The following is a 19,176-nucleotide window of genomic DNA, read 5'->3' on the forward strand; positions in this document are numbered from 1 at the left end:
CTGCGCCGTCACCGCGCCGCGCTGCCAGGGGGCTTCCCCCCGGTACCTCAGTACCAGTTGTGGGCCAGGAAGTGTCCCCACGCCCCGCACGGCGAGCCGTACCGGCCCCTGATGTAGCCGATGCCCCAGCGGATCTGCGTCCGGGGGTTCACCCGCCAGTCCCAGCCGGCCCGGGCCATCTTGTCGCCGGGGTAGGCCTGCGGGATCCCGTAGGCGCCCGACCAGCGGTTGCGCGCCTTGTGGTTCCAGTTGCTCTCGCGCGTCCACAGGCTGTCGAGGCAGCGGAACTCCCGGCGTGCCCAGTCGCGGCGGATGATCAGGCGGTGGGCGTACATCTTGCTGCTCGCCTTGATCGTGGGCGCGGCCCGCCGTTTCCAGGTGTGGCCGTCATGCTCGGTCACGCAGGCGGAGGCGGGGGTGGCCCCGGCGAGCGCGGCGAACGCGAGCATGGCCGCGACGGTGCCGCGACGTGCGCTGATGCTGTCCAAATCGGTCCTTGTCGTCGGGTCGCGTGCGGTCGTCAGGGGCCGAACCCCTGTGTCCGGCACGCCCATGGCTCGCGCGCACCGGTCCGCGCGGCCGAACCGGGACAACAGACCAACTCCCCGGAGGCACCGCGACGTTTGTTCACGGCAGATTCAAGACACGAGCCACGACCGGCCTGCGGCCGTCCGCGTCTCGCTCTCTAGCGCGGATTGAAGTACGCCGGGCGACCACGCCGCCGCGTCTTCGGCCCCCCGAGAACGGTTGTTTGCCGACCCCGTGCCAAGCCGGGGTGATCACACGGCCCGGCGCTGGCCTGGCGGTCCTCACAGCAGAGGTCCCGATGGCGGGGAAATGCCCCCAGCCTGGGGTTTCAGCTCGTCCCAACGGGGTGAGCGGGACGAAAGTGACGCTGGGTAGAGTCGGCCCCATGACGAATCTCGACATCCCCGTGACCACCCTCGACGGCCGGGAGACGACGCTCGGCGACCTCCTCCAGGGGCGTTCGGCACTGGTCGTGAACGTGGCCTCCAAGTGCGGCCTGACTCCGCAGTACACCGGCCTGGTCCGCCTCCAGGACACCTTCGCGCCGCGTGGCTTCACCGTCATCGGCGTGCCGTGCAACCAGTTCATGGGCCAGGAGCCCGGCACCGCCGACGAGATCCAGGAGTTCTGCTCGGTCACCTACGGCGTCGACTTCCCGCTGCTGGAGAAGGCCGACGTGAACGGCGACGGCCGCCACCCCCTCTACCGCGCGCTGGTCGGCGACGGCGAGGACATCAAGTGGAACTTCGAGAAGTTCACCGTCAACGCCGCCGGCGAGGTGACCGCCCGCTTCGCCCCGCAGATCGAGCCCGAGTCGGCCGAGGTCGTGGCGGCGATCGAGAAGAACCTGTAGCGCCGGCGGCAAGTTTCGGTCATGCGGGCGCGTCGCTGGGCGGGCCCGCGCGACCGCCCTCGTAGGAAGGGAGCACCGGCCCGATTCCGGCCGGGGTCCGCTGCTCTCCGGGGGAGGCCATGCTCGCAGTGCGTGCCCTCGCCTGCGTGGGGCTGATGTGGACCTGCCTGGCCGCCGCCGTGCCCATCGCAGGCCCGATCGCGGGGCCCATCGCAAGGTCGGGCTCCCACGACGTGGCCGACGCCTTCGTCACCGGGGAGCAGGCCACCGTCGGGTTCTTCGACGGGTGGGATTCGCCCGCCGTCGATCCGCGCCGTCCGGTCACCGAGGACCTGCCGTTCACCGGGGCTCCGCTCGAGGCGCTGGCCGTGGCCGCGTCGGGGCTGGCGCTCACCGGGGTGCTGCTGGCCGTCGGGGCCCGGCGGCGCAGACGGGCCGGCGTCAGGCGCCTGACGTGAGGGTGCGGTGGGCGCGGGTCGGCTGGGCGCGCGTCGCCTGGAAGCGCAAGGGCTGGTTGCGGACCGTCGTCGCGGCCTCCGCGCTGACGGCGACCACGCTGGGCGTGGCGTGGCCCGTCTACCTGGGCGTCTCGGCCGCGCGGCATCTGTCCGACGCGCGAGACGCGCTCAAGGAGCTGGCCGGGTCGACCCGGCTGATCCCGCCCGGCCCGGAGATCGCGGCGCGTATCGGCGAGGCCCGCGCCGGCGCCGAGGCCGCCATGCGCTACACCTCGGGCCGCGACTGGGCGCTGCTGGCCCGTCTCCCGTTCGCCGGTGCACGGGCCAGGACGGTCCGCGACTACGCGCGGGCCGCGCTCGACCTGGCCACCGGTCTGGAACTGCTGCTGCGCCAGAACCCGGCCGAGATCCCGCGGGCGGTCGGCCATCTGCAGGCCGCGCGGGCGGTGCTGCCCCAGGTCGAGGCGCTGCGGCGGCTCGACACGCTGGCCGCGCTGGCGGGATTGCGCGGCCGGTTCCTGGTCGCCGTGCAGAGTCCCGACCGGGCACGGGCGACCGGGGGAGTGGTGCGCGGGTTCGGGGTGGTGACGATCGCGCCGACCGGCTGGACCGTCGAACCGGTCCGCCGGGTGCCCGACGCGCCGGGCCCCGTCCTCGACCTCGGCCCCGGCTACGCCGCCCGCTACGGCGCCGACGCCACCCGCACCCTGTCGGCGTCGAACCGCTCGCCGCACTTCCCGTACGCCGCCCGCGTCTGGGCCGCCCTCCACGGGCAGCCGGTCGACGGGGTGATCGGCGCCGAGGCGGCCACGCTGGCGCGGTTGTCGGGCCTGGCCGGGCTGCCCGGCCTGATGAAGGTCATCGACCAGGGGCACATCCGGATCTGGTCGGCCGACCCGGAGGAGCAGCGGCTGCTGGAGCGCACCCCGCTGGCGGGTGTGCTGACGCCCGCGCCGGGGCCGTTCGCGCACGTGGTCGTCAACGACGCGGGCGGGGACGGGATCGGGCGCAACCTCGACCGTACGGTCGAATACCGCCTGTCCCCGGAGTGCGGCAGCACGGTGTCGGCGACGCTGCGCAACGGCGACCGCGACGGGAGGGTGTGGGTGTCGGTGTTCACCGCCGTCGGGTCGCGGCTGGAGAAGGCCTACCTCGACGGGAAGGTGGCCGAGCTGAAGCAGGAGACCGAGCACGGCCACCCGGTGTTCTCCACGACGCTCGACCTGCCCGCGGGGGAGACCCGGACCCTGGAGCTGCGACTGGTGGAGCCCCCGTCCTCGGCCGCGCCGGTCGTGCCGGAGCAGCCCATGGCCAAGCCGCAGCGGACCGTGGTCACCGCCGGGGAGCGCAGCTGCTCCTGACGATCAGCTCGGTCGGCAGCGACACCGTCCGCGGCCGCCGCCCGTGGCGCAGGACCAGTTCGGCCGCGCGGTAACCCACGTCGGAGGCGGGCTGCGCGATCACCGTCAGCGGGGGCGAGCACAGTTCGGCCCACGGCACGTCGTCGAACATGATGAGCGACAGGTCGCGCGGGATGCGCACATAGAGCTCGCGGGCGGCCAGCACGGCCGCCTCGCCGAGCATGTTGCCCCCGGCGATGACGGCCGTCAGGTCGGCCCGCCGCTGGAACAGCCCGGCCGCGGCGGCGTAGGCGGAGTCGCGGCTGGCCCGCGCGAACACCACGAGATCCTCGTCGAGCAGGTCGCCCATGGCCTCGCGGAACGCGGCGACCCGGTGGGACATGCCCTGGCGGGCCAGGAAGCCGATCTTGCGGTGGCCGAGCCCGGTCAGGTATTCGATCGCGGTACGCAGCCCCGACCGGTCGTCGGTCAGCACGGCCGGCACCTCGTCGAGCGCGCGGGCGTGCTGGCCGGGCGACCACACGCGCCGGTCGGCGAACACGACGTTCAGCCCGGCCCGCACCGCGCTCGCCCACATCTCGCCGTCGCCGCTCGGCACCGCGATGATGCGGTCCATGCTCTGCTCCAGCAGCCCGCCGACCAGGTCGGCCTCCTGCTCGGCGTCGTCGCCGGTCACGCCGATGGTGACCGGCTCGCGGTAGGACCGGGCGCACGACAACACCCCGTCGCAGAGCCGCGCGTAGAACCCGTCGGTGATGTCGGGCACGAGCAGGGCGACCCCGCCGCTGCGCTGCTGACGTAGATTGCGACCGAGGGCGCTCGGCCGGTAGTCGAGCTTGGTCGCCGCGTCGAGCACCCGCTCCCGGGTCTCCGCGCTCGCCGAGCCGCCCGACAACACCCGCGACACCGTGGCCACCCCGACTCCGGCCAGTTCGGCGACGTCTTTGATGGTGGTGCGGCGTGGTCCAGGAGTGCTCATGGAAACGATTCCATCATCATTCCATCATCACCGCCAGTCTCGGCACGATAACGCGACATACGATGACAAGCCCAAACCGGGCGAGTCGCTTGACACGCATGTCCGGTTCGGGTGAGATGCATGAAAACGTATCCACTTTTCCCTCAATGGGAAGGCGGCGCCGGGGTCCGCGCGTGCCTTCCGGAGCGCGAAGGACTGGCATGGCATCTATCGTTCTGAACAACGTCGACAAGATCTACGCGGGCGGGGTCAAGGCCGTGAACGGCCTCAACCTGGAGATCAAGGACGGCGAGTTCATGGTTCTCGTCGGCCCCTCGGGCTGCGGCAAGTCGACCGCCCTGCGCATGATCGCCGGGCTTGAGGACATCAGCGGCGGCGAGATCGTCATCGGCGACCGGGTGGTCAACCACCTCCCGCCGAAGGACCGCGACATCGCCATGGTGTTCCAGAACTACGCCCTGTACCCCCACATGACGGTCGAGGAGAACCTCGCCTTCGGCCTCAAGCTCCGCAAGATGAGCAAGCCCGAGATCGCCAAGCGCGTGAACGAGGCCGCCAAGATGCTCGGCCTGGAGCAGTACCTCAAGCGCAAGCCGGCCGCCCTCTCCGGTGGTCAGCGCCAGCGTGTCGCGATGGGCCGCGCCATCGTGCGCGAGCCGCAGGCCTTCCTCATGGACGAGCCGCTGTCCAACCTCGACGCCAAGCTCCGCGTCTCGATGCGCGCCTCGCTGAACCAGCTCCACGAGCGCCTCGGCGTCACCACCGTCTACGTCACCCACGACCAGGTCGAGGCCATGACCCTCGGCGACCGCGTCTGCGTGCTCCGCGACGGCATCCTCCAGCAGGTCGACACCCCGCAGAACCTGTTCGACAAGCCGGTCAACCTCTTCGTCGCGGGCTTCATGGGCTCGCCGTCGATGAACTTCACCTACGCCGAGCTGGTCCGCGACGGCGCCGGCGCGGCCGTGGCCTTCGCCGGCTACCGCCTCCCGGTCCCCGACACCGCGTTCGCCGAGAAGGCCGGCCTCGAGCGCTACATCGGCAAGCGCATCATCCTGGGCATCCGCCCCTCCGACTTCGAGGACGCGGTCGCCGCCAACGGCGCCTCCGCCGGCTGGGCCCGCGTCCCGGTCAAGGCCAACGTGACCGAGGAGCTCGGCTCCGAGATCAACGTCCTTTTCACGATCGACGCCCCGCCGGTCGAGCACAAGGACACCGTCGCCGCCGCCAACGACGGTGACGAGGAAGAGGCCGCCGCCCTGCCGCTCACGGGCGACAAGTCGTTGTGGACCGCCCGCGTGAACGCCCGCAGCCACGTCCGCCCCGGCCAGAACATCGAGCTGGTCGTGGACACGCACAACCTGCACTTCTTCGACGTCGACAGCGGCCTGTCCATCGGCCACCCGGCCAACGTCGGCCGCTGACGGCATCCCCTTCACGGCAGAGCCCGCCCCGCCGGCTTCCCCCCTCCGTTCGGCCGGGCGGGCTCTGTCCTTTCACTCGTCCGCGCAGGTCGCGTACGACCGGACGCTCCAGTCCCGGCTGGTGCCGCTCAGCTCGTTCGCGTACGTGATGACCGTCCCGTCGGTCGGGATGAAGTAGGTGAGCACGGTCTCACCGGCGGCTCCGGGGATCGAGAAGCCCGCGCTCAGCGTCCGCGTCCCGGCGGGGCACTCCCTGATGGCGCCCTTGTCGTCCGAGTCCTCCTCGCTCTCCTCCGACAGGACCCGCAGCCCCGCCGGGGCGTCCTCGGCGCAGATCGCGAACACCCTCAGGTAGTAGTTGCCGGCATAGCCCCGGTGGTTCTCCTTGGTCTCCACGAAGACGTCGTCGAGGGTGGGGATGAGCGCGGTGACGCTCACGTTGCCCCGGGCACCCTCCAGCTGGTAGCCCGAGCCGAGCAGCCAGTCGCCTTCGTGGCAGGCGAGCCCGAGCGTCTTCGGATTGGGGTGCGACGCGGTCGTCTGGTAGCGGATGTAGGTGCTCGTGCGGGGGGTGCCGCACACCGCCCACACCCGGATCGTCCACGCCGCGGTCGTGCCGGTCGGCGTCTCGACGCCGTAGGCGCTGACCGTGAAGGCGGTCGGGATGACCTCGTCGATGACGACCGAGCCGCCGCCACGGGTGATCTCGGCGCCGGTGCCGAGCACGCGGGTGCCGTCGGGGCAGCGTACCTCGGCGCCCTTGTCGTCGGAGTTGCTCTCGCTGACCTCGGCGACGATGACGTGCCCCGGGACGTCGGCCGACGACGGACCGGCCGAGGCCGTGACGAACCCGGCGGCCAGGGCGAGGGTGAGTAAGACGGTTCTGAATCGGGTGTTCAACGGTCTCTCCTTGCGGGGAGCCGACACCGGTTCTCCGACGACCGGAGAGGGGCGCCCCCCTTCCCGCACTGTCGGCCCGGCGGCGTGCGGGCACCGCGCCGTTTTACCCGCCGGCTCCGCGTCGTCGTCCGTGGACGGTCAGCGGAAGCCGCCTGTCCGGGCCCGCTCCTCGGGGTAGGGCGAGCGGGGCCGTACCGGAGCGAAGTTCAGCACGCCGCCGACCAGCCGCGCGTCGACCCGCGTGAGCCGGGCCACCGCCTGGGCGAGCGACTCCCGGCGGGTGCGGCCCGCGCGGGCCACCAGCAGCACCCCGTCGCACGCCGTCGCCAGCACCACCGCGTCGCTGACCGGGAGCAGCGGGGGCGCGTCGACGACGACCAGGTCGTGGTCGGCGGCCAGGTCCGCGATCACCCGCCGCATCCCGGGCGAACCCGCGAGCTCGCCCGGGTCGGCCGGGATCGGGCCGCCGGGCAGCACGTCGAGGTCCGGCCGGCGCTGGAGGGCCTCCGCGAGGCGGGCAGAGCCGGCCAGCACGTCGGTCAGGCCCATCGAGCGGGTCTCCAGCCCCAGCTGCCGCGCGACCGACGGACGCCGCAGGTCGGCGTCCACGAGCGCGACCCGCCGGCCCGTCCCGGCGACGGCGAGGGCCAGGTTGATCGCCAGGGTCGACTTGCCCTCACCGGGACCGCAGCTCGTGACGAGCAGCGAGCGCGGCCCGCCGTCCTCGCCCACGAACCGCAGGTTGGTCCGCAGGGCGCGGAAGGCCTCGGCCTGGCCGCCCGCGACGATCAGGGGGCGTCGCCGGTCCCGCCCGACGACCCCCAGCGTGGGCGCCCCGGTCGCCGCGGCGAGGTCGTCGCTGTCGGCGATCGTGGTGTCGAGGCGGGAGCGCAGCATCAGCAGGCCGTAGGCGAAGACCAGGCCCAGCAGGATCCCGGCCGCCACGTTGAGCGGGGGACGCGGCGAGACCGGGTTCGCCGGCGGGGTGGCCCGGTCGATCACGGTGACGCTGATCGCGGTGCGCCTCTCCAGGGTGTGGATCAGGCCGCTGAGCTCGCCGCCGATGCGGTTGGCGACACGGGCCGCCCGGTCGGGGTCGCCGTCGGTGACGATGGCGCGCAGCAGCACCGTGCCGGGCACGACCTCCGACCGCACGTCGAGCGTGGCCGGGTCGAGCCGCTCGGCCGTGGCGACCTCCTGGAGCACGCGGCGGCTGGTGACCAGGCGGGCGTACGACTTCACCCGCTGCTGCGACAGCGGGTCGGCCGAGCCCCGCTGGTCGACCATAAGGGACACGGCCGCCGCGTACCTGACCGGCATCTGCCCGGTCACCAGCAGCGCGCACGCCGCGCCGCCGACGGCGGCCAGCAGGAGGATCCACCAGCCCCGGCGGACCAGCCGGAGATGTTCCGTCATACCGTCACCGCCATCCGATGGACCGGGGCGGGCACGCGCGGGTCGGCACGATCGCGGGGTTCACCGGACGCGGGCCTCGCTGATCGTGTCGAGCAGGATCTCGTCGAGGTCCCGCCGGGGCCGCCATCCGGTCAGCGCGCGCAGCCGCGACGCGTCGGCCACCCGGAAGCCGGGTTCGGGGGCGCCGCCGTGGAAGGTGATGCCCGACGGGCTCCCGGCCAGTTCGACGATCGCCTTGGCCAGCTCCAGCACGCTGACCCCGTCGTCGGCGCCCACGTCGAAGATGCCCCCGAGGGCGAACGGCTCGTCGAGCAGCAGCGTCAGGGCCTCGACGACGTCGCGGACGTGGGTCAGGCACCGCGTCTGCGACCCGTCGCCGGGCAGCACCAGGTCCGCCCCGGCCAGCGCCTGCCGGATCAGCCGGGGCACCAGGTGCTCGTCGCGCTGCCTCGGCCCGGCCACGTCGAACAGCCGGGCCACCACGACGAGCAGGTCCTTCTCCGTCCGGTACGTCTCCCCGCGCGGCGTCTCCCCGGCGGAGAAGGCCGCGGCGTGGTCGTCGGTGCCCACCAGCACCTTGCGGCCGTGCCGCCGGGCCGCGTCGAGCACCGTCTCGCCGCCGGCCAGGTGCACGACCGCGTCGCACCCGCCGACCAGGTCGCCGACCAGCGGGGCGTCCAGCGCCGAACCCTGGACGAACCGCAACGACGGATGCCCGCGCAGGTGCCGGAGGTTGGCGGGGGAGCCGGTGGACAGATCGTCCAGCACGGTGACCGTGTCGCCCCGGGCCAGCAGGGCCCCGGTCAGGTGCGAGCCGACGAAGCCGCCGCCCCCGGTGATCAGATGGTGCGCCACGGTGCTCCTCGCTGTCAGTGGGCGAGAGAGACGGTAGAGACGCCGTCGGCGCGGGCCGGCACAGCCACGCGCGGGCTTGCGCCGCCTTTTGCGGATTATTGGCGACCCGCGCACGTACTCGATGGAGACGCCGCCGGGTCGAGCGCCCTCCCCATAACGGGGCAAACCGGCCCACCATGGCAAACGAGCCGCTAATCCTTCGCAAGCGCATGACAGGCCAGCCGGTAAAAGCCCCATCAACGCCCCGCGCTGGGCGAGACTGCCCGCCGGGCAGACATACCGCAACAGGTCGAAACGGGGGCCAGTGATGGGCGAGCGCATCAGGGTCATGCGGGTGATCACGGGACTGGACACGGGGTGGCCCGCGCTCCAGGCCGTCACGCTGCTCGACCACCTCGATCCCGGCCGGTTCGAGCAGCGTCTCTACACCACCACGATGCACGAACGCGCGCGCACCATCCCCGACGACGGCCCGCGCGCGCTGGCCCGGCTGGTGGCCGAGATGCGCAGGTTCCGGCCGGACATCGTGCACACCCACACCGGCAGGGCGGGCGCGCTCGGCCGGACGGCCGCCACGATGGCCCGGGTCCCGGCGCGGGTGCACACCTTCGACGTCCACCCGCGCCGGACCGTGATCGAGCGGCGGCTGGCCCGGATCAGCGAACGGCTGGTCGCCGACTGCGCCCTGGTCCGCGACGACCTGCTCGCCGCCGGGATCGGCACCCCGCGTCAGTACGCCGTCGTCCGGCCCGGCGTGCGGATGGCCCCCCGGCCGGACCGGGAGGTCGCGCGGGCCCGGCTGGGGCTGCCGGCCGACGTCCCCGTCGTGGCGTTCGTCGGGAAGGTCACCAGGAACCGCAGGCCCGACCGGTTCCTGGACACCGTCGCGCTGGTGCTGCGCGGCCTGCCGATGACCAAGGTCCTCGTCTGCGGCGGCGGCGATCTGGCCGCCGACCTGCGGGCCAAGGCGGTCAGGTTCGGCGACGCCGTCGCCTGGCTCAGCCGCCGCACCGACCTGGAGATCATCCACGCCGCCGCCGACGTCATGCTGCTGACGAGCGACTACGAGGGCATCCCGCTGGACCTCCTCAAGGCGGCCGCGTCAGGGGTCCCGGCGGTCGCCACGCGGGTCGGCGGGGTGCCGGAGGTCGTCGAGGACCGGGTGACCGGTCTGCTCACCGACCCCGACCCGGGGCTGCTGGCCGCCTCGGTCGTGCGCATCCTGCGCGACCCGGGCTACGCGGGCCGCCTGGGCGACGCCGCCGCCCAGCGGGCCGGGCTCTACTTCGGGCAGTCGCGGTTCGTCGACGAGGTCTCGGCCCTCTACGTGCGGCTGCACGAGGAGGGCCGGGCCTGAGACCGCGCTATTTGAACCGGCGGCCGATCCGGGTGGAGATGCGGGCGGTCAGGTTCTGCGGCAGCAGCCGCCCCACGCCGACGACCAGCTTGTAGCGCAGGTCGGGCACGCTGACGACCTTGCCGAGGGCCAGGTCGCGCATCGCCGCCTTCACGACGGGGTCGGCCTCCAGCCAGAGGAACTCGGGGATGCTGGTGGTGTCCATCCCGGCCCGCTGGTGGAACTCGGTGTGCACGAAGCCGGGGCACAACGCCATCACCCGCACGCCGTCGTCGGAGGTCTCGGCGGCGACGGCGCCGCTGAAGTTGACCACCCACGCCTTGGACGCGCCGTAGGTGCCCCGCGTGAAGAACGCCGCCACCGAGGCCACGTTGATCACCCCGCCCCGGCCCTTCGCCCGCATGTGGGGCAGGGCGGCGTAGGTGAGCCGCAGCACCGCCTCGCAGTGCACCTTCATCATGGTGAGCTCGTCGTCGACCGGCGCGCTGAGGAACATCGCCCGGTTGCCGAAGCCGGCGTTGTTGACCAGCAGGTCGACCCCCTCGCGCAGCCGCTCCTCGACGATCTTCAGGCCGTCGTCGGACGACAGGTCGGCGGGCAGCACCTCGGCGTGCACGCCGTAGCGGCGGCCGAGGAACGCGGCCTGCTCAGCCAGCCGGTCACGGTCGCGGGCGACCAGCACGAGAGAGAAGCCGTCGGCGGCCAGGCGGCGGGTGAACGCCGCGCCGATCCCGGCGGTCGCGCCGGTGACGAGTGCGGTGGGCATGGCCCGCAGCCTAGCCCCCTGCCGATCGGCCCGCCCCGGCTCGCCGGGCGCACGGCCATGCCGAGAATCCGGTACGCCATGATTCATCCCTTTCGATGGGACCGATATCGCCTTTCCCGGAATACATAAGCGGCGATGTCGCAGGTCAGGGCCGTCCCGATTCGTCCCCACGGCTCAGGTCACATAAGCTTCGCCAGTTCGTGTATCAATGGTCGATCTGGGGGAAAGTGCCGCTTACGCCTGGCTTATGCCATGCGGCCTACGCTGCCGCGCAAAGTTGACGTTTGGAACCAGCGGTCCCCCGCCGCCCTTTGATCACGTCACAAGTGCAGCTAAGCTTCGGGCAAGATTTGGTCAAGTTTTCCAAGATGTAACAACAGTCCCGGTAAGGGGATACTTGGAAAACGGGCACTACTACCTCGTAGACCCGCAAAGCGGAGGTATGGCCCTGTGAAGAGATGGCGGGCGGGGTCCGGCGCGGCGGCGGCCTTCGGGGTCGCCGCGATGATCGCCGGATTGGCCGGATGCGGCGGCTCGCAATACACATTCGTCCGTGACTCGGGCGGCAGCACCTACTTCAAAGTCCCCGCCACCTGGCACAAGGTCGACCAGGACGCGGTGGACGCCGCGCTCCTCGGGGATCCGTCCTCGGCGACCGCCCAGGTGCTGAAACAGAAGATCTGGACCGCCGCCTACGACGGCCACACCCAGCCGTCGATCGACCACATCATGACCGCCGGGCCGGGCGGCGCCGACGAACCGTTCGCGTTCGCGATGGTGAACACCCTCTCCGAGGAGCAGCAGCAGGACGTCTCGCTGAACGCCCTGCGCAACGTGATGGGCTTCCCCGTCGCGGCCACCGCCGAAGAACGCGCCAAGAACGAAGAGAACAAGGAATATCCGTTCAAGAACTTCGAGCTCACCCGTGACGAGGTGCTCGAGGGCGACAACGGCGCGAAGGGCGTGCGGGTGCAGTTCAGCCTCCGTTACATGGGCGGCCCGCTGCAGACGTTCCAGCAGACGGGCTACCTGTCGGCCGACGGCGGCACCATGTCGACGTTCCTGATCCGCTGCTCCGCGACCTGCTTCCAGCAGCGCCAGGCCGAGCTCGACTCCATCGCGCAGTCGTTCAAGGTGAAGAACAACCTCGGGTAAGGAGCCCATATGAAGACGGCTTCCCCGCCGCAATACGAGGGACTCCGGCCACCCGGTTCGGGTCCCGACGACAGGGATCCGCGCACCCGCAAGAAGATGGCGTTCTGGGATCGCTCCAAGATCATCATTTTCCTCGTCGCGGCGTTCCTCATCCTCACCGTCAAGACGATGGGTGAGTTCGAAGGTGTCATGACCTTCTGGGACGCGGTGGTCTACCAGGCCGAGGCGACCGGCTGGATCCTCTGGCTGATCGGCATCGACCTGATCCGCCAGATCCACTTCCTGATCTCCGAACGCTCCGCCGGCTACCACCGCCTGTGGACCAAGGGCATCTTCGGCGGCTTCGACCGCTGGGTGCACCGCAGGTTCAGCGACTGGACCCGCTACCGGTTGTCCCGCGCGATCAAGGTCGTTTTCTGGATCACGCTCATCGCCTTCATCCTCGCCGAGGTCCTGCCCGGGGACGTGTCGCCCGTCATGGCGCTGTTCCAGGCCCCGGCGCTGCTGTGGCAGGCGATGCCGATGATCGCGCAGCTCGCCTTCGCGTTCTTCTTCATCGTGTTCCAGTTCATCGGCCTGTTCTGGTTCCTCTCCCGGGGCGGCGTCGAGACCTACTTCCCCGACGACATCAAGACGCGCTTCGACGACGTCTGGGGCCAGGACCACGTGGTCGAGCGGGTCAAGGAGAACATCGTCTTCCTGGAGCGGCCCGACGAGATCGAGCAGCGCGGCGGCTACGTGCCCAGCGGCCTCCTGCTGTGGGGCCCGCCCGGCACCGGCAAGACCCTGATGGCCGAGGCCGTCGCGGGCGAGACCGGCAAGCCGTACGTGTTCGTCGACCCCGGCGCCTTCACGAACATGTTCATGGGCATCGGCATCCTGAAGGTGAAGTCGCTGTTCCGCAAGCTGCGCAAGCTGGCGCTGCGGTACGGCGGCGTCATCGTCTTCTTCGACGAGGCCGACTCACTCGGGCGGCGAGGTTCACTGGCCCAGCAGGGCCCGCAGACCGGCCGCGGCTTCAGCCCCGCCTTCGGCGACGCCTGCCACGGCTTCTCCTACCTGTCCGAAGGCGCGCAGAGCACGCTGTTCCACCAGTCGTTCGCCGCCTCCCGCGCGGTCGAGGCGCCCGACACGGGCCGCCGCAGCCGCTTCATGATGGGCGGCAACATGATGGGCGGCGGCGGTGACATGGGCACCCTCCAGGCCCTGCTCACCGAGCTGTCGGGCCTGAAGAAGCCACGCGGCATCGTCAACCGCCACGTCCGGCGACTGCTGGGCATGCGCCCCAAGCCGCCGCCCAAGTACCGCATCCTCGTCATGATGGCGACAAACATGCCCAACGCGCTCGACGAGGCGCTCCTGCGGCCCGGCCGTATCGACCGGATCTACAAGGTGGGCTATCCGTCCAAGCCCGGACGCATCCGCACCTACCAGGGCTACTTCGGCAAGGTGCGGCACGAGCTGACCGACGAGCAGATCGACAAGCTCGCCACGATCACCCCCTACGCCACCGGCGCGACGATCAAGGACCTGGTGAACGAGTCCCTCATCACCGCGATCCGCGACGGGCGCGAGGTGATCACCTGGGCCGACGTCACCAAGGCCAAGCGGCTCAAGCAGCTCGGCCCGCCCGAGGACGTCGAGTACATCGAGCGCGAGCGCCACGCGGTGGCCGTCCACGAGGCCTGCCACGCGGTGGTCGCCTACCGCACCCGCCAGCACCTCGAGATCGACATCGCGACGATCGAGAAGGGCGCCGACTACCTGGGCATGGTCTCCAGCATCAAGCCGGAGGACCAGTTCACCCGGTGGAGGTCGGAGCACGAGTCCGACATCATGGTGTCGGTCGCCTCGCTGGCCGGTGAGCGCATGTTCTTCGGCGACGACAACTCCTCGGGCGTCTCGGGCGACCTCATGAGCGCGACCTACGTCGCGGGCCTCATGGAGACCCACTGGGGCATGGGCGCCGGCGTCTCCGCGCTGCCCGCGCTCCAGGAACTCGGCCTGGGCATGGGCAGCCCCGACCAGCGGCGCAAGTCGCCGGGCGGGACGATCGGGTTCCTCGCGCCCAACCTGTCCGACCGGCAGAACGAGATCGAGCCCGGCGGCGCCTCGACCCGGATCGAGTTCCTGCTCACCCGGATGCTGGAGAAGACCGAGGAACTGCTCAAGGAGAACCGCGCCGAGGTCCTGGCCGTCGCCCACGCGCTGGAGACGCACAAGACCCTCAACGGCGAAGACGTCATGGCCGTCATCGAGCGCACCAGCGGTCCGCTCGTCGACGGCAGCGTCTACGCCGACGAGGACTTCCAGCGGGAACTCGAGGACTATCACGAGGCGGCCGTCGAGGCGCACCGCGGGCACACGAAGGTGACGGCTCCGATGCCGATGCCGCGTGTGCGTCAGCTGTCGCTGCAGCCGGCCGGCGTCGCCGGCGGCAACGGCGTGGTGCCCGCCTTCGCCCCGGCCGGGACGATCACCGGTGAGATCATCCCTGCCAATGGGAACGGGTCGGTCGACTTCGTCCCGTGGGCGAACACGAAGGGCAACGGCTCCCCGCTGCCGCCCCCGCCGCCGCCCGAGGCGACGGCGGTCAAGTCAGAGGGCTCGCGCTCGCGCGGTCTGCTCTGGGGCCTGTTCGGGGCGGCGCTCGCGCTGGCCGCGCTGGTGCTCGTGGTGATCGCCGCCTCCGGCGGGACCATGACCGGCGCGACCGAGGTGGTGCCGGGGCTGCCGACGGGCACGGTCATCGTGTTCTTCCTGATCCTGCTCGGGATCGTCGCCGTCCTGGCCATCGTGGTCGGGGTGATCCGCGCCCAGCAGGCCAACCGGCGGCGGGCCGAGGAGGCCAGGGACCGGGCGAACGAGCGCGCCCAGCTCCTCGCCGCCGCGATGGACCCCGAAGTCGCCATGAGGCTGCTCGGGTACGACGGCCGGGAGAAGTAGAAAACACAGAATTGAACCAAGCGTGCGCCGTCCTGAGCACTCCGGACGACGGACTTGACGGAAGATCGTGAGTCGGCCTTGCCTCCGTGGCGGGGCCGATTCACTTTTGTCGAATGAAGCAGCGCCTGACAGTTGTTCTCACACTGATCGTCCTGGTCCTGACCACGGGACTGACGAGCGCCGGAGCCGGGGCCGAACCCCCGCCCAACCGCCAGTACACCGTCGAGGGTGTGAGCACCCAGGAGCAGCGCACCGCCGTCGCCCAGACGGGTGCCGCCATCGACGAGGTCGCCGCCGACCGGATCGTCGTCACCGCGACGAGCGAGGAGCTCGCGGCGATCCGGGCCCTCGGCCACACCGTCAAGGCCGCGCCGAACCGGCTCGCCCCGGCCGTGCCCCAGCCGCTCGACTTCCCGCCCGCCGACAGCGCCTACCACAACTTCGCCGAGCTGAACACGGTGGTGAACGCCGCCCTGTCGGCCCACCCGTCGATCATCCGCAAGGTCTCGATCGGCACGTCGTACCAGGGCCGGGAGCTGTTCGCGCTCAAGATCAGCGACAACGTCGCGACCGACGAGAACGAGCCCGAGGTGCTGTTCACCCACAGCCAGCACGCCCGTGAGCACCTGACCGTCGAGATGGCGGTCTACCTGCTGAACCTGCTCACCGACTCCTACGGCTCCGACTCCCGCATCACCGACATCGTGAACTCGCGGGAGATCTGGATCGTCCCCAACATGAACCCCGACGGCAGCGAGTACGACATCGCCACCGGCTCCTACCGGAGCTGGCGCAAGAACCGGCAGCCCAACAGCGGGTCGAGCGCGATCGGCACCGACCTGAACCGCAACTGGGCCTACAACTGGGGCTGCTGCGGCGGGTCGTCCGGCACCACGTCGTCGGACACCTACCGGGGCCCGTCGGCCGAGTCGGCGCCCGAGGTCAAGGCCGTGGCCGACTTCGTCCGCGGCCGGGTCGTGGGCGGCGTGCAGCAGATCAAGGCGCACATCGACTGGCACTCCTACGGCGAGCTGATCCTGTGGCCCTACGGCTACACCACCGCGAACACCGCCCCGGGCCTGACCCAGGACGACCGCGACGCGCACGCCGTGCTCGGCCAGCAGATGGCCGCCACCAACGGCTACACGCCCGAGCAGGCCAGCGACCTCTACATCACCGACGGCTCGATCGACGACTGGATGTGGGGGGCGTACAAGATCTTCTCCTACACCTTCGAGATGTACCCGGTGGCGTCCAACCCCGGCTTCTACCCGCCCGACGAGGCGATCGTGCCGCAGACCACCCGCAACCGCGAGGCCACGCTGCAGTTCCTGGAGGCGGCCGACTGCGTCTACAAGGTGATCGGCAAGCAGGCGCAGTACTGCGGCGGCGGCCCGCCGGCCGTCACCGTCTACAACGACGACTTCGAGACCGCCACCGGCTGGACCGCCAACCCGCTCGGCACCGACACCGCCACCCTCGGCCAGTTCACCCGGGCCAACCCCGAGGACACCACCTCCAGCGGCGCCAAGCAGCTCGGCACCACCGTCAGCGGCTCCTTCGACCTGGTCACCGGCCCGCTCGCGGGAGCCGCCGCGGGTGACCACGACGTCGACGGCGGCGTCACCTCGATCCGCTCCCCGCAGATCACGCTGCCGGCCACCGGCACCCTGACGTTGTCGTTCTCGTGGTACTTAGCCCACGGCAGCAACTCCTCCAACACCGACTACCTGCGCGTCTCGGTCAACGGCACCCAGGTGTTCCAGCAGCTCGGCGCGGCCAGCAACCGCAACGGCGCGTGGGCGACGGCGTCGGTGAACCTGTCGGCGTTCGCGGGCCAGAACGTGCAGATCACGGTCAGCGCCGCCGACACCGGCACCGCCTCACTGGTCGAGGCCGCCGTGGATGATGTGAAGATCACTCAGCAGTAATGGACTACCTACCCTTACCGGTGTAAACGTGGCATGTGTGATTAACGACCGGTCGCGGGGCCCCGAACGGGAGCTCGCCGTCCTGCTCCGCACCGGACCGTTCGAACGCGCGCTCCGGGCCGCCATCGCGGCCCGGGGCCTGTCGCTGGAGCGCCTGCACGTCCGCCTCGCCGAGCGGGGCGCCCACGTCAGCCTGGCCAGCCTCAGCAACTGGCAGCGCGGCCGCTCCCGTCCGGAGCGGTCGCGGTCGCTGGCGGCGGTGCGGGAACTGGAGTCGATCCTCGGCCTGCCCGCCGACTCGCTCGTCGCGCTGCTCGGGCCGCGGCGGCCCCGGGGGAGATGGCTGGCGCACGATCCGGGCGCGATCCGGCAGCAGCTGCGCGACCTCGTCGAGTCGCTCGGCGACGACGAACTGCCGACTGTACTCGCAGTCGTGCGTGCCCTCAGGGCATCAGACCGGAAATGATATACCGCCGGTTTTGACCGGAAATTTCCTGGAAGCTCAGCACAGGCGATTGATTCCGCCCTATCTGACCTGGCGTTTCGTCATGCCCTCATTCGGGCCTTTCGTATGCGTGCGCCACCCAGGAAAGGACCCCCGATGCACCGAATCCCCCGGGTCGCGGCGCTGCTTGCGGCCACCGCGCTCGCGGGCGCGTCGCTCGCCGCCCCCGCCCAGGCCCGCACGGCCATGGTCGTGGGGACGGACAACCCCGGCGCGATCCCCGGCAGCTACATCGTCGTGCTGAAGCCGACGGCGGACGTCCGCGCCCAGTCCCGCGACCTCGCCGCCGAGAACGGCGGCCAGGTGAAGAACGTGTACAACCGGGCCATCAAGGGCTTCTCCATCAACGCCACCGCGAAAGAGGCCCGCGCCCTGGCCGCCGACCCCGACGTCGCCTACGTCGAGCAGGACGCCGTGGTGACCGTCGACGCCGAGCAGGCCAACCCGCCGTCGTGGGGTCTGGACCGCATCGACCAGCGTGCTCTCCCGCTGAACTCCCGCTACACCTACACCGGGACGGGGGCGGGGGTGACGGCGTACATCATCGACACCGGCATCCTCACCACGCACCAGGACTTCGGCGGCCGGGCCGTCTCCGGCAAGGACTTCGTCTCGAACGACAACGACGCGACCGACTGCAACGGCCACGGCACCCACGTCGCCGGCACCGTCGGCGGCACCGCCTACGGCGTCGCCAAGCAGGTCAAACTGGTCGGCGTGCGGGTGCTCGACTGCGCCGGGCGCGGCAGCAACTCCGGCGTCATCGCCGGCATCGACTGGGTGACCGCCAACGCGGCCAAGCCCGCCGTCGCCAACATGTCACTGGGCGGCTCGGCCTCCACCGCCGTCGACACGGCCGTGAAGAACTCCATCAAGTCGGGCGTGACCTACGGCCTGGCGGCCGGCAACAGCAGCGTGAACGCCTGCTCGTCGTCGCCGTCGCGGGTGCCCGAGGGCATCACCGTCGGCGCCACGGCCAAGAACGACGCCCGCGCGTCCTACTCCAACTACGGCGACTGCCTCGACGTCTTCGCCCCCGGCACCGACATCACCTCGGCCTGGCACACCTCCCCGACCGCCAAGAACACGATCAGCGGCACGAGCATGGCGACGCCCCACGTCGTGGGGGCGGCCGCGCTGATCCTCTCCGGTACGCCGACCGCGACGCCCGCGCGGATCAGGGACACCCTCGTGAAGAACGGCGTGACCGGCGTGGTGACCAACCCGGGCAGCGGCTCCCCGAACGTCCTGCTGAACACCTCGGGCGGAACGACCTCCCCGTCCCCGTCGCCCTCCCCGTCGCCCTCCGCCACCCCGACGCCCACGTCGTCGCCCTCTCCGTCGGCCTCGGCCTCGCCTTCGCCGAGCCCCACCACCTCTCCGCGCCCGTCGGCGTCCCCGACCCCGACCGCGCCCGCGAAGAAGTGCGTGACCGCGACGAACAACGCGCACGTCTCGGCCGGCCGGGCCTACGTGGAGTTCTTCTTCCTCGTGTACGCCGAGGGCTCCAACGACTACCTCGGCCTCACCGGCAGCACCCAGCGCAGCCTCCAGGAGACCCGTTCGGGCTACTGGGACCTGGTCTCGCGCTGCGCGTGACCCCCTGAGGTGAAAAGGTCCGGCTCCGGCGTGGGGGCCGGACCTCTTCATCGCTCCCGTGCCGGTCGGCACCGGGTCTTTGCGCAGGATGTGGCACGCCGGTTGACGGCGGAGACGGGCCTCCGGACCCTGGATCGGGTCGT

At 71.2% G+C, this 19,176-nt stretch carries 16 protein-coding genes; 10 read left to right on the forward strand and 6 right to left on the reverse strand.

Features of this window, described 5'->3' with window-relative positions:
* Window positions 1-47: 47 nt before the first annotated feature.
* On the reverse strand, window positions 48-488 hold the full coding sequence (locus GT755_RS41025; RefSeq protein WP_328794248.1) for an aggregation-promoting factor C-terminal-like domain-containing protein: 441 nt from the start codon (window positions 486-488) through the stop codon (window positions 48-50).
* Window positions 489-913: 425 nt separating this feature from the next.
* Here GT755_RS41025 and GT755_RS08675 point away from each other — a divergent pair, with 425 nt between their 5' ends.
* From GT755_RS08675 to GT755_RS08685, 3 genes are all read left to right on the forward strand, one after another.
* A complete protein-coding gene (locus GT755_RS08675) occupies window positions 914-1,381 on the forward strand; it encodes a glutathione peroxidase (protein WP_161479167.1) in 468 nt (155 codons plus the stop codon).
* Window positions 1,382-1,500: 119 nt separating this feature from the next.
* Entirely contained in the window at window positions 1,501-1,839 is a 339-nt protein-coding gene (locus GT755_RS08680) for a hypothetical protein (protein ID WP_161479168.1), read from the forward strand.
* The gene (locus GT755_RS08685; protein ID WP_161479169.1) at window positions 1,836-3,200 is read left to right on the forward strand and encodes a DUF4012 domain-containing protein; all 1,365 of its coding nucleotides are present in this window, start codon (window positions 1,836-1,838) and stop codon (window positions 3,198-3,200) included. The genes GT755_RS08680 and GT755_RS08685 overlap by 4 nt, the downstream gene beginning before the upstream one ends.
* Here the strand turns inward: GT755_RS08685 and GT755_RS08690 are convergent.
* Complete coding sequence (locus GT755_RS08690; protein WP_161479170.1) at window positions 3,172-4,179, reverse strand: LacI family DNA-binding transcriptional regulator; 1,008 nt, start codon at window positions 4,177-4,179, stop codon at window positions 3,172-3,174. The genes GT755_RS08685 and GT755_RS08690 overlap by 29 nt on opposite strands.
* Before the next feature lie 200 nt (window positions 4,180-4,379).
* Here GT755_RS08690 and GT755_RS08695 point away from each other — a divergent pair, with 200 nt between their 5' ends.
* Entirely contained in the window at window positions 4,380-5,603 is a 1,224-nt protein-coding gene (locus GT755_RS08695; RefSeq protein ID WP_030454235.1) for an ABC transporter ATP-binding protein, read from the forward strand.
* A 72-nt stretch (window positions 5,604-5,675) separates the two neighbouring features.
* Here GT755_RS08695 and GT755_RS08700 read toward each other — a convergent pair whose 3' ends face one another.
* The 3 genes from GT755_RS08700 to GT755_RS08710 all read right to left on the reverse strand — a co-directional run bounded on the left by GT755_RS08700 (window position 5,676) and on the right by GT755_RS08710 (window position 8,774).
* Window positions 5,676-6,503, reverse strand: a complete 828-nt coding sequence (locus GT755_RS08700; RefSeq protein WP_161479171.1) for a hypothetical protein — start codon at window positions 6,501-6,503, stop codon at window positions 5,676-5,678.
* A gap of 138 nt (window positions 6,504-6,641) precedes the next feature.
* Window positions 6,642-7,919: a polysaccharide biosynthesis tyrosine autokinase gene (locus GT755_RS08705; protein WP_161479172.1), complete on the reverse strand. Its 1,278-nt coding sequence runs from the start codon at window positions 7,917-7,919 to the stop codon at window positions 6,642-6,644.
* Between the two features lie 60 nt (window positions 7,920-7,979).
* The gene (locus tag GT755_RS08710) at window positions 7,980-8,774 is read right to left on the reverse strand and encodes an NAD-dependent epimerase/dehydratase family protein (protein ID WP_328794249.1); all 795 of its coding nucleotides are present in this window, start codon (window positions 8,772-8,774) and stop codon (window positions 7,980-7,982) included.
* Window positions 8,775-9,081: 307 nt separating this feature from the next.
* Here GT755_RS08710 and GT755_RS08715 point away from each other — a divergent pair, with 307 nt between their 5' ends.
* Window positions 9,082-10,131: a glycosyltransferase gene (locus GT755_RS08715; protein ID WP_235966203.1), complete on the forward strand. Its 1,050-nt coding sequence runs from the start codon at window positions 9,082-9,084 to the stop codon at window positions 10,129-10,131.
* 7 nt (window positions 10,132-10,138) lie between these two features.
* Here GT755_RS08715 and GT755_RS08720 read toward each other — a convergent pair whose 3' ends face one another.
* The gene (locus GT755_RS08720) at window positions 10,139-10,897 is read right to left on the reverse strand and encodes an SDR family NAD(P)-dependent oxidoreductase (RefSeq protein ID WP_161479174.1); all 759 of its coding nucleotides are present in this window, start codon (window positions 10,895-10,897) and stop codon (window positions 10,139-10,141) included.
* Between the two features lie 450 nt (window positions 10,898-11,347).
* Here GT755_RS08720 and GT755_RS08725 point away from each other — a divergent pair, with 450 nt between their 5' ends.
* The 5 genes from GT755_RS08725 (at window position 11,348) to GT755_RS08745 (ending at window position 19,033) form a co-directional block, all read left to right on the forward strand.
* Window positions 11,348-12,052, forward strand: coding sequence for a hypothetical protein (locus tag GT755_RS08725; RefSeq protein ID WP_161479175.1), 705 nt, complete (start codon window positions 11,348-11,350; stop codon window positions 12,050-12,052).
* Window positions 12,053-12,061: 9 nt separating this feature from the next.
* Window positions 12,062-14,998, forward strand: coding sequence for an AAA family ATPase (locus GT755_RS08730; protein ID WP_161479176.1), 2,937 nt, complete (start codon window positions 12,062-12,064; stop codon window positions 14,996-14,998).
* A 113-nt stretch (window positions 14,999-15,111) separates the two neighbouring features.
* Window positions 15,112-16,929 carry a M14 family metallopeptidase gene (locus GT755_RS08735; protein WP_161479177.1) on the forward strand — a complete coding sequence of 606 codons (1,818 nt, stop codon included), beginning with the start codon at window positions 15,112-15,114 and terminating at the stop codon, window positions 16,927-16,929.
* A 37-nt stretch (window positions 16,930-16,966) separates the two neighbouring features.
* Window positions 16,967-17,395 (forward strand): transcriptional regulator, encoded by a 429-nt coding sequence (locus GT755_RS08740; RefSeq protein WP_202609766.1) that lies wholly within the window; start codon window positions 16,967-16,969, stop codon window positions 17,393-17,395.
* Between the two features lie 135 nt (window positions 17,396-17,530).
* The gene (locus tag GT755_RS08745; protein ID WP_202609767.1) at window positions 17,531-19,033 is read left to right on the forward strand and encodes a S8 family peptidase; all 1,503 of its coding nucleotides are present in this window, start codon (window positions 17,531-17,533) and stop codon (window positions 19,031-19,033) included.
* The last annotated feature ends 143 nt before the right edge of the window (window positions 19,034-19,176 follow it).

Origin of the sequence: Herbidospora solisilvae (assembly GCF_009901565.1) — a bacterium.
GTDB lineage: Bacteria > Actinomycetota > Actinomycetes > Streptosporangiales > Streptosporangiaceae > Herbidospora > Herbidospora solisilvae.